This is a genomic window from Corynebacterium humireducens NBRC 106098 = DSM 45392 (genome assembly GCF_000819445.1).
Taxonomy (GTDB): Bacteria; Actinomycetota; Actinomycetes; order Mycobacteriales; family Mycobacteriaceae; genus Corynebacterium; species Corynebacterium humireducens.
The window spans coordinates 2,596,858-2,609,027 of sequence record NZ_CP005286.1 but is presented as its reverse complement, the minus strand read 5'-3'; the positions used below and the strand labels follow the sequence as shown (position 1 = coordinate 2,609,027).

Sequence of the window (12,170 nt, the reverse complement as noted above, 5' to 3'; positions counted from 1 at the left end):
TAGACTTTTCCTCGTGGCCATCAGCAAAATCCTCCTCTACTACCGCTTCACCCCGATCGCCGACCCGAAGGCGGTGATGCTCTGGCAGCGCGACCTTTGCGAGTCGCTCGGGCTGCGCGGACGCATCCTCGTCTCGGAGCACGGCATCAACGGCACCGTCGGCGGTGACATCGACGCGTGCAAGAGGTACATCCGCAAGACGCGGGACTACCCGGGCTTCCGGGACATGGAGTTCAAGTGGTCCGAGGGTGGGGCGGAGGACTTCCCGAAGCTGAGCGTGAAGGTCCGCGACGAGATCGTCGCCTTCAACGCGGCCGGGGAGATCAAGGTCGACGAGAACGGCATCATGGGCGGCGGCGTCCACCTCAAGCCGGAGGAGGTCAACGAGCTCGTCGAGTCCCGCGGCGACGACGTCGTCTTCTTCGACGGCCGTAACGCGATGGAGGCGCAGATCGGCAGGTTCCGTGACGCGGTCGTCCCGGACGTCACCACCACGCACGACTTCATCGACGAGCTCGAGTCCGGCAAGTACGACTGGATGAAGGACCGGCCCGTCGTCACGTACTGCACCGGCGGTGTGCGCTGCGAGATCCTCTCCTCCCTCATGCTCAACCGCGGGTTCCGTGAGGTGTACCAGATCGACGGCGGCATCGTCCGCTACGGCGAGAAGTACGGCAACTCGGGCCTGTGGGAGGGGTCGCTGTACGTCTTCGACAAGCGCATGCACATGGAGTTCGGCGAGGACTACACGCAGCTCGGCCACTGCCTCCACTGCGGTGGGCACACGAACAACTTCATCAACTGCCTCAACGAGGACACCTGCCGGAAGCAGGCCCTGGTCTGTGAATCGTGTGCGGCGCAGCCGGCGACCGCGCACTGTGGTCGTCCGGACTGCGCCGAGGTGGCCGCCGGGGTGGCGTCCGGGGCCTAGTTGTTCAGGGCCATGATGAGGATCTGCCAGGTCTGCAGCATCCACATCATGGCGAAGGGGATGAGCACCCAGAACACGCCCATCCACGGGCGCCAGCGGGTGTAGCTGTTGAGCTTGCGCACCATGATGATGGCGCAGCCGATGACGCCGCCCATGGCGAAGGCGCTGGTGACGATGGGCCACCAGATCTGCGCGGAACGGGTGCACAGCCAGGTGGCCTCGCCGGCGTCGCACGCGGGGCCGCCCATCAGGCGGGTGACCAGGGCGAGGATGAGGCCGCCGCCGATGGTCAGCAGCATGGTGCCGAACAGCCACGCGATGGCCTGCCGGGTGGAGCGGCGGTTGCGTTCCTGCTGGAGGATCGGGTCCGTGGAGGAGGCGAGCTCCTCGGCGGTCTTCGGCTCCGGGGGGCGCCGGTTGTGGAAGTCGGCGTCGGCCGTGAGGTCATTCTCCGGGTGATCCAGGAAGTTCCGCCAGTTCAGGCGGCCGGGATCCGGCTGAGAGGGTTCGTTCTCCGGGTGACTCATGGTCTCAACCTTAGACCCCTCGTCAATCCTGTGGCGACGGGTGGATGAACACCGGGACGTGTACGTGCCGCAGGAACTCGGTGGCCGTCGATCCGACGAACACGCGCTCCAGGGTGCCCGGCGGGGTGGAACCGAGGATGAGCAGGTCGCCCTTGCGCCATTTCAGGGCGTCGATGGCACCGGCCCAGCCGTGGCCGGAGCCGATGCCGGACTCGACCTCGACGTCGGGGTGCAGATCCGCGATGACGTCCTGGCTGCGGTCGAGGATGGCGAGGGAGTGTTCGCGCCATTCGTCGATGAGTTCGCGGGAGAAGTCGAGTTTGTCGTGGAACGTCTGCTCGGCGGTGCACGAGGGGGAGAACGCGAGGATGCGCATCCCGACGTCCCAGCTGTCCGCGAGGTTCGCGGCGTAGTGGAGCGAGTGGTCGTTCTCGTCGATCTCGGTCTCGAGGAAGGCGTAGTTCACGCGGGTGACGCCGCGTTTCGACAGGCGCACGGCACGCGGTGCCAGCCCTAGGGGCACGGGGGAGGAGTGCAGCAGCGCATCGGCCGTGGAACCGGCGATGAACCGGCCCTTCGGTGCGGTGGACTCGGATCCGAGGATGATGAGGTGCGCCCCGAAGTCGTCGGCCGCCTCACTGATGAGGACGGACTCGCTCGGTCCGTCGAGGAAGACGGAGTACTCGTCGTCCCAGCAGCGCTTCTCGACGCCCGCGTTGTTCAACGCCCGCTTCACCGCGGTCTCGCAGACCTCGGCCTGCTTGCGGAGCCACTTCTGGTACTTGCCGCCGAGGCGGCTGAAGGAGGACGCCGGCCAGGGGCGGGTCAGGGTGGAGACGACGCGGACCTGCACCTCGGTGGTACGGCTGAGCCAGGCAGCGAGTTCGATGGACTCGGTGCCCGGGGAATCGGGACGCCACGCGACCAGGACTCTGGTGGGGGCGTCATCGGCGGCGATAAAAGTGGATGCCATCAAGTGATCGGGGTGTAGGGGGTGTTTACGTCCCCTATTATCCCTGTTTACCCGTCGTTCGTGTCAATGAGGTCGGCGCCGTAGTTGTCGGCGAGTTTGTTGATGATGTCGGTCAGTTCGCCGACACGGGCGAGGTCGTCCTCGCTGAGGGTGCCGAGCATCTCGGCGAGGTACTTGGTGCGCTCCTCGCCGACGCGCTCCAGTTCGCTCTCCCCGAGGCCGGTGAGCTGCACGCGCACGCCGCGACGGTCGTGCTCGTCGCGGATGCGCTCCACCAGCTCCCGCTGCTCCAGCTGGTGGAGGGCGTTGGAGGCGGTGGGCATGCGGATGCCCTCCTCGCGGGCGATCTGGCTGATCCGCGCGGGGCCGTTGTCCTTGAGCCGGGCCATGATCGACAACTGCGGTCCCGTCAGGTCGGACTGTTCGGCAATGCGGAAGTACATGACGTACAGCTTGGTCATTGCCGGACGGATCCGGGCGGCGATGTCCTCAGGGGTCGATGGTGTCATGGTCTCCATAGTAGACACGTTTGCCCCCGAAACCGATCCGCCCGGAAGTCCCTTTCTCGCCTAGTCGTCGGCGCCGATGATGAAGGCCTCGAGCTGTGCGCGGGCGTCCTCGTCGGCCATCTGCACCGGCGGGGACTTCATCAGGTAGGCGGAGGCCGGCAGGACCGGGCCGGCGACCTTGCGGTCGAGGGCGATCTTGGCGGCGCGGACGGCGTCGATGATGATGCCGGCGGAGTTCGGGGAGTCCCAGACCTCGAGCTTGTACTCCAGGTTGAGCGGGACCTCACCGAAGGCGGTGCCCTCCAGGCGGACGTAGGCCCACTTGCGGTCGTCGAGCCACTCGACGTAGTCGGAGGGGCCGATGTGGACGTTGCGGTCCTCGGTCTTGCCGGCGATGGGGGACTCCACCAGGTTCGAGGTGACGGCCTGGGTCTTGGAGATCTTCTTGGACTCCAGACGGTCACGGTCGAGCATGTTCTTGAAGTCCATGTTGCCGCCCACGTTGAGCTGCATGGTGCGCTCCAGGCGGACGCCGCGGTCCTCGAACAGCTTGGCCATCACGCGGTGGGTGATGGTGGCGCCGACCTGGGACTTGATGTCGTCGCCGACGATCGGGAGGCCGGCGTCGATGAACTTCTGGGCCCACTCCGGGTCGGAGGCGATGAACACCGGCAGGGCGTTGACGAAGGCGCAGCCCGCGTCGATGGCGGCCTGGGCGTAGAACTTGTCCGCCTGCTCGGAGCCGACCGGCAGGTAGGAGACGACGACGTCCACCTCGGCGTCGCGAAGCGCCTGGGCGACGTCGACCGGCGCCTCGGAGGACTCCTCGACGGTCTCCTGGTAGTGCTTGCCCAGGCCGTCGAGGGTCGGGCCACGCTGCACGGTCACGCCGGTCGCCGGGACGTCGGCGATCTTGATGGTGCAGTTCGGGGCCGCCAGGATGGCGTCCGCGAGGTCGGTGCCCACCTTGGCGGCATCGACGTCGAAGGCGGCGACGAACTCCACGTCGGAGACGTGGTAGTCACCGAACTGGACGTGCATCAGGCCCGGGACCTTCTCATCGGCGGGGGTGTCCCTGTAGAACTCCACGCCCTGGACCAGTGAAGTGGCGCAGTTGCCCACACCGACAATTGCCACGCGAACCTTGCTCATATATCCGTTCACTCCTTGCGTCAGGTTATTCAACGTTCCATCGTATGCCGTCGCATGCGCGGAAAGCAGATCGGGCCCAGCAGGATCGATCAAGATGGCCGGTGCAGGCGGGGCGCGGACGTGCGTAGACTGCACGGCGTGACAGGAGAACACGTCGTCTACCGCAATGAGGTCTCGCACCGTTTCGCCCGCGCTGAGCTGCTGCGTCGGTGGCGGGCCGGTGAGGTGTCCCGTGACGAGGTGTGCGACGCCGACTTCCTGCTCGTCACCGCAGCGCAGTACCACGGCGTGCCCGCGGGCCATGTCTGCCCGGTGTGTGAATCCGACGACCTGCGCATCGTGCAGTGGATCCACGGGGAGCAGCTCGGCCGGATGGCGGGGACGGCCCGCAGCGACGAGGAGATCGCCCGGATCGTGGCCTCCGGCCGGGAGGCGACCGTGCACACCGTGGAGGTCTGCCCCCGCTGCCGGTGGAATCATCTGCTGACCGCGGTGACCGCCACGACCCGCTGACCCGCCCGACCCTGCGGAAAGATTCCCCAAGAGGCCCTCGGGGCAGTAGTGTTCACGTGTGTAACAACCCTCATCAGTGATCACAGCGGGGACAACACGTGTCAGACAAGAAGAACACCAGCTCCACCGGCTCGTCGCGGGCGGCAGACCGGGAGAAGAAGGGCATCGGTGCCCGGGCCCGTCGCCACCCGATTCTCACGACCGCTCTCGGAGCCCTGGCGGCGCTGATCCTCATCCCGCTGGGCGTGTTCCTCGTGGCTTACGCCACCGTGGACGTGCCCGAGCCGGGCGAGCTGACCTCCGCGCAGGTGTCCGCCATCTACGCGTCGGACTCCACGACGGAGCTGGCGCGTGTCGTGCCGCCGGAGGGCAACCGTCGGCAGGTGCCGCTGGAGGAGGTGCCGGTGCACGTGCAGAACGCGGTCCTCGCCGCGGAGGACCGTGAGTTCTGGACCAACCAGGGCTTCTCCTTCACCGGTTTCGGCCGTGCCGTGATCGGCCAGATCACCGGCAACCCGTCCGCGGGTGGTGGCTCCACGATCACGCAGCAGTACGTGAAGAACGCCCTCGTGGGTGACGAGCACTCCTACGTGCGTAAGGCCCGCGAGCTCGTCTACTCCGTGAAGATGACCAACGAGTGGGCCAAGGAGGACATCCTCTCCGCCTACCTCAACACCGTCTACCTCGGCCGCAACGCCTACGGCGTGGAGGCCGCGTCGCACGCGTACTTCAACAAGTCGATCTCCGAGCTGACCCCCGAGGAGGGCGCGGTCCTCGCGGCCACCATCCAGCTGCCGAGCCAGCTCGACCCGTGGAACAACCCGGAGGGCGCTCAGGCCCGCTGGAACTACGTCCTCGACGGCATGGTCGAGATGGACGTCCTCCCGGAGACGGAGCGTGCCGGCCTGCACTACCCGGAGACCCGTAACCCGGCCGAGTACTCCGCCTACACCGAGGCCACCGGCACCAACGGCATGATCAAGAACCATGTCATGGACGAGCTCAAGCGCATCGGCATCAGCGAGGAGGACGTGACCACCCGCGGTCTGCGGATCACCACGACCATCGACATGCAGGCCCAGAACGCCACGGTCGACGCGGTCCACGCCAACCTGGCGCAGCTGCAGGAGGACGCCCGCGCGGGCGTCGTCTCCGTGGAGCCGGGCACCGGCGCCGTCCGCGCCTACTTCGGCGGTGACGACGCCGCCGGCTGGGACTACGGCAACGCCGCCCTGCAGACCGGCTCCACCTTCAAGATCTTCGGCCTGGCCGCCGCCCTCCAGCAGGGCATCCCGCTGTCCGCCGTGTACGACTCCTCCCCGGTCCGCCTGCCGGGCAACATCGTGGTGAACAACTGGGACGGCGGCAGCGCCGGCTACACCACCCTGTCCGAGGCGCTCAAGCAGTCCTTCAACACCAGCTTCATCCGCCTGCAGGACGACCTCATCAACACCACCCAGGACACCGCCGACATGGCGCACGCCCTGGGCATGGCGAAGACCCTGCCGGGCGTGCCGGCGACGCTCACCGAGGCCGGTGAGCAGCCCTACGAGGGCATCATCCTCGGCCAGTACCAGTCCCGTCCGCTGGACATGGCGACGGCGCTGGCCACCCTGGCCAACCGTGGCGTGTGGCACGAGACCTACTTCGTCGAGCGGGTGGAGACCTCCGATGGTGAGCTGCTCTTCCAGCACGAGGCCGGGGAGGGTGAGCGTCGCGTGGCGGAGGTCGTCGCCGACAACCTGCTCAGCGCGATGGAGCCCATCGCCGCCTACTCCAACGGCAACGCCCTGGCCGGGGGCCGCCCCTCGGCCGCCAAGACCGGCACCGCGCAGCTCGGTGACACGGGCCGCAACAAGGACGCCTGGATGATCGGCGCGACCCCGCAGCTGGCCACCGCCGTGTGGGTGGGCACCGCCGACAACACCACCGCGATCTACAACCAGTGGGGCGGCAACATGTTCGGTGCCGGCAGCCCGGCGTCGATCTGGAAGGCGTCGATGGACGGGGCCCACGAGGGCAAGGAGATCAGGTACTTCGCCACCCCGGGCCCGATCAACTTCGGCACCGGCATCCCGTCCGGTGGCAACGCCCTGAGCTACATCCCGGCCCCGCCGGCCCCGGTGTACCAGGCCCCCGCCCCGGCTCCCGAGCCGGAGCCGGTGGAGGAGCCCGTCGAGGAGCCCGTCGAGGAGGTCCCGTTCGAGCCGGTCCCGGAGCCGGAGCCGGACACCATCGAGATCCTCCCGGGCCTCGTGATCGAGCTGCCCAACTGATGGCGGCCCGAGAGGTGACGGAGCGCGTCTCGCCGGCCGCCACGGAGCCGGTGGCGCGGGGCGTCGTCGATTTCCTGGGTGGGCCCGTCGGGCGGTTCGCGGCGGTGGGCCGCCAACGGTGGTGGACCCCGCTGCGGGTGCTCATCTCCGTGGCGCTGGTGTTTCTCTCCTTCGGTTTCCTGTCGAAGGCGCGCTGCCTCGAGGGGGTGCGTGGGGAGGACGGCGTCATCGGTCTGAACTGGTCGGGCAACCGTCAGTACGTGGCGGCCTGCTACAACGACATCACCCCGCTCTACGAGGGGCGCGGGCTGAACCTCCCGGGGTTCCCCTATGCGTTCTCCTGGGTGGAGGACGGCCTCACCCGTTACCTGGAGTACCCGGTGCTGGCGGGTCTGTTCCAGGGGGTCGTCGCGGGGTTCTCGCGTCTGACGTACCCGCTGGTCGCGCGGACGCCGCTCATCATCGCGGAGGCATCCTGGTACTTCGCGCTCACGGCGCTGGCGATGTCCGCGCTGTGGGTGCTCACCATCCGCACGGTCGCGGAGCTGGCGGGCAACCGTGTCTGGGACACGGTCCTCGTCGCGGCCTCCCCGCTGGTCATCGTCCACGCGTTCACGAACTGGGACATCCCGTCCATCACGTTCGCGGTCGGGGCGATCCTGGCGGCCTCCCGGGGCCGTTACGCGACGGCGGGTCTGCTCACCGGCCTGGGCGCGGCCTTCAAGCTGTGGCCCCTGTACCTGCTCGGCGCGTACCTGGTGCTGGCGATCCGGGACCGCCGTTTCGTCCCCTTCCTCACCATGGTGGGCACGGGGCTCGTCGCCTGGCTGGTGGTCAACGTCCCGGTCATGGTGCTGTACCCGGAGGGGTGGGGGGAGTTCCTGCGCCTCAACAGTGAACGCGGCGCGGAGTGGACCACGGTCTACGCGATCGTCGACCGCAACACCCTCCTGCCGACGCTTCCCGTCCCGCTGCTCAACGTCCTCTCGTTCGGTCTGTTCGCCGGCGCGTGCCTGGCGATCCTCGTCCTCGGGCTGCGGGCCGCCCGTCGCCCCCGTGCCGTCGAGCTGATCTTCCTCATCGTGGTGGCGTTCCTGATCTTCAACAAGGTGTGGTCCCCGCAGTACTCCCTGTGGCTGGTGGTCCCCGCCGTCCTGGCGCTGCCGCGCTGGCGTCTGCTGCTCACGTGGATGACTGTCGACGCCCTCGTGTGGCCCCTGCTCATGTGGTACATGATGGGCGCGGAGAACAAGGGCATCCCCTCCGAGCTTCTCGACGCCGCCCTGCTCACCCGCCTCGTCCTGCTCACCGTCATGGTGGTGCTGGTGGTGCGGCAGATGCTCGCCCCGGTGGAGGCTGAGGAGGCTGAGGAGTCGGCGGAGGACCGTCGTATGGTGGACGCATGAGCACTGTCACCGTCCTCGGCATCGCCTCCATCGTCATCGGCTTCCTCTGCATCGCCGCGGCGTTCCACACCTTCATGAAGAAGTACCCGACCGTCTGGCCCGTCGCCTTCGGCATCGGCGCCTTCATCTTCGTCACCGTCATCCCGGTGATCCTCGCGGTGTTCTTCGCGACGATGCCCGGCGACGTCACGCGGTGACGCGGGCGTCGGGAAGCGATTAACTCTTTGCGCCCTTCGTGCGGTACGCTGCTGGGGTTGCTTGACGCAACAGACCCTCCTGTCACGCCCACATGGGGCGTGGCCGAACACAATTACTAGACCATAGGAGGTGATGAGGTCGATGCGTCACTACGAAATCATGATCATCCTGGATCCGTCCCAGGATGAGCGCACCGTTGCCCCGTCCCTGGATAAGTACCTTGAGAATGTCCGTAAGGACAACGGCAAGGTCGAGAAGGTTGATGTCTGGGGTAAGCGTCGTCTTGCCTACCCGATCAACAAGAAGGAAGAGGGCGTCTACGCCGTCATCAACCTCGAGTGCGAGTCTGCGACCGTGCTTGAGCTGGACCGCGTTCTCAACCTGAACGACTCCGTCCTGCGCACCAAGGTTCTGCGCACCGACGCTTAAGAACGGATACTGGGTGACGAGCACACGCCCGTCGCCCGGGCCCGTCACTGGAAGGTAAGAAGAACATGGCTATTGGAGATACCCCCATCACCGTTGTCGGCAACGTCGTCGCCGACCCTGAACTCCGTTTCACCCCCTCGGGTGCAGCGGTGGCCAATTTCCGTATCGCCTCGACCCCCCGTGCCTTCAACAGGGACACGAACCAGTGGGAAGACGGCGAGGCCCTGTTCCTCACCTGCAACGTCTGGCGCCAGGCAGCCGAGAATGTCGCGGAGACCCTCACGAAGGGCATGCGCGTCATCGTCAACGGCCGCCTCAAGCAGCGCAGCTACCAGACGAAGGAGGGCGAGAACCGCACGGTGTTCGAGATCGAGGTCGATGAGGTCGGCCCGTCGCTGAAGTTCGCCTCCGCCCAGGTCAACCGCAACCCACGTGAAGGTGGCGGTTCCTACGGCGGCGGTGGTTTCGGCGGTGGCCAGCCCCAGGGCCAGCCCCAGGGCCAGCGCATGCCGCAGGGTCAGCCCCAGCAGCAGCAGTCTCAGTACCAGGGCGGTTTCGGACAGCAGGGCCAGCAGGCCCCGCACGTCCAGCCCCAGCAGGCACCCCAGCAGCCGCAGCAGATGCCGGCCAACGACCCGTGGGGTTCCGCCCCGCCGGCCGGTGGTTTCGGCGGTGCGGCCGATGACGAGCCTCCGTTCTGATCGAGCAGATCAAACCACTCAACAGAACTTTCCCGACAGGGATGAACAACGAAAGGCAGGGATCATGAAGCTGATCCTCACCGCTGCCGTTGAGAACCTCGGAGACGCAGGAGACGTCGTCGAGGTCAAGAACGGTTACGGACGCAACTACCTGCTTCCCCGCGGCCTGGCCATCGTGGCCACCCGTGGTGCTGAGAAGCAGATCGAGGGCATTCAGCGTGCCCAGGAGGCCCGCGCAATCCGCGACCTCGACCACGCCCGTGAGGTCCGCGAGCAGCTCGAGCAGCTGTCCGGCGTGACCGTGCAGGTTCGCACCTCTGACTCCGGCAAGCTCTTCGGTTCCGTGAAGACCGACGACATCGCCGACGCAGTGAAGAAGGCAGGCGGCCCGGCCCTGGACAAGCGCAACATCGAGCTGCCCAAGGGTCTCGTGAAGAAGACCGGTAACTACCAGGTCATCGTCAAGCTCCACGACGACGTGACCGGCAAGATCAACTTCGAGGTCGTCGCCGCGTAACTCGCGCCATGACGACGGTCGGAGCCTCCCCCGGGAGGTCTGCCGGCCCAACGACAACAGCTCTCGACGCCCCGCGGAACGTGAACCGCGGGGCGTCGTTTTCGTCCGTGTACGCCGGGGTGTGGACAATTGTGGACAAACTGGGGAGTGTAACCTCCACTTAACCCTCCGGTGGCCCGGCGGATGCCCGGCCGTCGCCTGTGGCTCTCCTGGCGGGCCCTGTCAAAGGTGCTGGTGAGGGCAGTTATTCACTGTTCGTGGACAGTTATCCACAGCCCCGGAAAAGGCTTCTGGCCTGCTGTTATGGTGCTTCATCCCCGGATGGGGGAGGGGGTTGTCCACAGTTTGTCCACAGGGCCGGTGGCGTCGAAAAGCGCTTTGACTGCCGTTAACCAAGAGTTATCCACAGAACCTGTGGATAAACCCCCCTCCGAGGGGTCTGCGGACCTGTGGATGTCCCCTTGTCACGTGTCGGGGGAAGTGAGTTATCCACAGGTTCCTGTGCAGATTCGTGTCCGCCGGGGCGGTGACTAGACTGCGACTCATGACTTCAGGAATCGGTGACGCCAGCTTCGACGACGACTACGTGCCGCCGTCGGAGCCGGACCTCCCGGAGGACCCGGGTGCACTGGTCCCCGCGTTCCAGGCCCCGGAACGCCAGGGCGGACGGCCGGAGCGGCGCCGCAACCGGGGGAACACGGGCGCCGCCTTCGGCGAGTACCGCCAGCCGCCGCATGACCGGGAGGCGGAGCAGGGCGTGCTCGGCGCGATGCTGCTGAGCCCGAACACCGTCGTGGAGATCATCGGCGAGCTCTCGCCGGAGGACTTCTACCACCCGGCGCACCAGCTCATCTACTCGGCGATGATCGACCTGTTCGGCGAGAGCAAGGACATCGACCCGGTCATCGTCGCCGGCCGCCTCGACCGGCACAACGACCTCGAGCGCGTCGGCGGCGCCCCCTACCTGCACACCCTCATCTCCTCGGTGCCGACGGCCGCAAACGCCCGCTACTACGCGGAGATCGTCGCGGAGAAGGCGATCCTCCGCCGGCTCGTCGACGCCGGCACGCGCGTCGTCCAGCTCGGTTACGAGGGCAACGAGGGCGCGGAGGTCGAGACCGTCCTCGACCTGGCGCAGCAGGAGGTCTTCGCCATCGCGCAGAAGACCGAGACCGAGGACTACGCAGTCCTGGCCGACATCATCGAGCCGACGATGGAGGAGCTCGACCAGATCGCCAACCTCGGTGGCCTGGCGCAGGGGGTGCCGACCGGGTTCGTCGACCTCGACAACCTGACGAACGGGCTGCACGGCGGGCAGATGATCATCGTCGCCGCCCGCCCGGGCGTGGGTAAGTCGACGATCGCGCTGGACTTCATGCGTTCGTGCTCGATCAAGCACAACAAGGCGTCGGTCATCTTCTCGCTGGAGATGAGCAAGTCGGAGATCGTCATGCGTCTCATGTCGGCGGAGACGTCGATCAAGCTCTCCGACATGCGTTCCGGCCGCATGACCGACGAGTCCTGGACCACCCTGGCCAACCGGGTGGGGCAGATCTCCGAGGCGCCGCTGTTCATCGACGACTCCCCGAACCTCACCATGATGGAGATCCGTTCCAAGGCGCGCCGCCTCAAGCAGAAGCACGACCTGCAGCTCATCGTCATCGACTATCTGCAGCTGATGAGCTCCGGCAAGAAGGTCGAGTCCCGTCAGCAGGAGGTCTCGGAGTTCTCCCGTCAGCTCAAGCTGCTGGCCAAGGAGCTGGATGTGCCGCTGGTGGCGATCTCGCAGCTCAACCGTGGTCCGGAGGCGCGTACCGACAAGCGTCCGCAGCTCGCCGACCTTCGTGAGTCGGGCTCCCTCGAGCAGGACGCCGACATGGTCATGCTGCTCTACCGCCCGGACTCGCAGGACCGCGAGGACGTCCGCGCCGGCGAGGCCGACATCATCCTGGCGAAGCACCGTGGTGGCCCGATCGACACCGTGACCGTCGCCCACCAGCTGCACTTCTCCCGTTTCGTGGACATGGCGCGCGGCTGA

13 protein-coding genes are annotated in these 12,170 nt (G+C 66.9%); 9 read left to right on the top strand and 4 right to left on the bottom strand.

All coding sequences use genetic code 11. The annotated features are described in order from the left end of the window. Positions 1-13: 13 nt before the first annotated feature. Positions 14-931 (top strand): oxygen-dependent tRNA uridine(34) hydroxylase TrhO, encoded by a 918-nt coding sequence (gene trhO / locus B842_RS12650; RefSeq protein WP_040087049.1) that lies wholly within the window; start codon positions 14-16, stop codon positions 929-931. Here the strand turns inward: trhO and B842_RS12645 are convergent. The 4 genes from B842_RS12645 to B842_RS12630 are packed head-to-tail and all read right to left on the bottom strand — an operon-like array spanning position 928 to position 4,092. Beyond that, positions 928-1,458 carry a hypothetical protein gene (locus B842_RS12645; RefSeq protein WP_245631368.1) on the bottom strand — a complete coding sequence of 177 codons (531 nt, stop codon included), beginning with the start codon at positions 1,456-1,458 and terminating at the stop codon, positions 928-930. The genes trhO and B842_RS12645 overlap by 4 nt on opposite strands. A gap of 22 nt (positions 1,459-1,480) precedes the next feature. Continuing rightward, positions 1,481-2,431 (bottom strand): universal stress protein, encoded by a 951-nt coding sequence (locus tag B842_RS12640; RefSeq protein ID WP_040087047.1) that lies wholly within the window; start codon positions 2,429-2,431, stop codon positions 1,481-1,483. 47 nt (positions 2,432-2,478) lie between these two features. Then, positions 2,479-2,940: a MarR family winged helix-turn-helix transcriptional regulator gene (locus B842_RS12635; protein ID WP_082028470.1), complete on the bottom strand. Its 462-nt coding sequence runs from the start codon at positions 2,938-2,940 to the stop codon at positions 2,479-2,481. A 60-nt stretch (positions 2,941-3,000) separates the two neighbouring features. Next, positions 3,001-4,092: an inositol-3-phosphate synthase gene (locus tag B842_RS12630; RefSeq protein WP_040087044.1), complete on the bottom strand. Its 1,092-nt coding sequence runs from the start codon at positions 4,090-4,092 to the stop codon at positions 3,001-3,003. Positions 4,093-4,230: 138 nt separating this feature from the next. On the opposite strand from B842_RS12630, the gene B842_RS12625 reads away from it, so the two are divergent. The 8 genes from B842_RS12625 to dnaB all read left to right on the top strand — a co-directional run bounded on the left by B842_RS12625 (position 4,231) and on the right by dnaB (position 12,170). Next, a complete protein-coding gene (locus B842_RS12625) occupies positions 4,231-4,605 on the top strand; it encodes a DUF5318 family protein (RefSeq protein WP_156119524.1) in 375 nt (124 codons plus the stop codon). A 98-nt stretch (positions 4,606-4,703) separates the two neighbouring features. Next, positions 4,704-6,881, top strand: coding sequence for a transglycosylase domain-containing protein (locus B842_RS12620; RefSeq protein ID WP_040087042.1), 2,178 nt, complete (start codon positions 4,704-4,706; stop codon positions 6,879-6,881). Next, positions 6,881-8,287: a glycosyltransferase family 87 protein gene (locus B842_RS12615; protein WP_052437949.1), complete on the top strand. Its 1,407-nt coding sequence runs from the start codon at positions 6,881-6,883 to the stop codon at positions 8,285-8,287. Before B842_RS12620 ends, B842_RS12615 begins: the two co-directional genes overlap by 1 nt. Beyond that, complete coding sequence (locus B842_RS12610; RefSeq protein ID WP_040087041.1) at positions 8,284-8,484, top strand: hypothetical protein; 201 nt, start codon at positions 8,284-8,286, stop codon at positions 8,482-8,484. Before B842_RS12615 ends, B842_RS12610 begins: the two co-directional genes overlap by 4 nt. Before the next feature lie 142 nt (positions 8,485-8,626). Next, on the top strand, positions 8,627-8,914 hold the full coding sequence (gene rpsF / locus B842_RS12605) for a 30S ribosomal protein S6 (protein WP_040087040.1): 288 nt from the start codon (positions 8,627-8,629) through the stop codon (positions 8,912-8,914). A gap of 65 nt (positions 8,915-8,979) precedes the next feature. After that, on the top strand, positions 8,980-9,615 hold the full coding sequence (locus tag B842_RS12600) for a single-stranded DNA-binding protein (RefSeq protein WP_040087039.1): 636 nt from the start codon (positions 8,980-8,982) through the stop codon (positions 9,613-9,615). Between the two features lie 64 nt (positions 9,616-9,679). Continuing rightward, the gene (gene rplI / locus B842_RS12595) at positions 9,680-10,132 is read left to right on the top strand and encodes a 50S ribosomal protein L9 (RefSeq protein ID WP_040087036.1); all 453 of its coding nucleotides are present in this window, start codon (positions 9,680-9,682) and stop codon (positions 10,130-10,132) included. A 544-nt stretch (positions 10,133-10,676) separates the two neighbouring features. After that, the gene (dnaB, locus tag B842_RS12590) at positions 10,677-12,170 is read left to right on the top strand and encodes a replicative DNA helicase (protein ID WP_040087035.1); all 1,494 of its coding nucleotides are present in this window, start codon (positions 10,677-10,679) and stop codon (positions 12,168-12,170) included.

Coding starts and splice junctions, on each gene's coding strand:
- rplI (WP_040087036.1), top strand. CDS start 9,680: ATGAAGCTGATCCTCACCGCTGCCGTTGAGAACCTCGGAGACGCAGGA.
- B842_RS12630 (WP_040087044.1), bottom strand. CDS start 4,092: ATGAGCAAGGTTCGCGTGGCAATTGTCGGTGTGGGCAACTGCGCCACT.
- B842_RS12645 (WP_245631368.1), bottom strand. CDS start 1,458: ATGAGTCACCCGGAGAACGAACCCTCTCAGCCGGATCCCGGCCGCCTG.
- B842_RS12640 (WP_040087047.1), bottom strand. CDS start 2,431: ATGGCATCCACTTTTATCGCCGCCGATGACGCCCCCACCAGAGTCCTG.
- B842_RS12600 (WP_040087039.1), top strand. CDS start 8,980: ATGGCTATTGGAGATACCCCCATCACCGTTGTCGGCAACGTCGTCGCC.
- B842_RS12610 (WP_040087041.1), top strand. CDS start 8,284: ATGAGCACTGTCACCGTCCTCGGCATCGCCTCCATCGTCATCGGCTTC.
- dnaB (WP_040087035.1), top strand. CDS start 10,677: ATGACTTCAGGAATCGGTGACGCCAGCTTCGACGACGACTACGTGCCG.
- B842_RS12635 (WP_082028470.1), bottom strand. CDS start 2,940: ATGACACCATCGACCCCTGAGGACATCGCCGCCCGGATCCGTCCGGCA.
- B842_RS12615 (WP_052437949.1), top strand. CDS start 6,881: ATGGCGGCCCGAGAGGTGACGGAGCGCGTCTCGCCGGCCGCCACGGAG.
- rpsF (WP_040087040.1), top strand. CDS start 8,627: ATGCGTCACTACGAAATCATGATCATCCTGGATCCGTCCCAGGATGAG.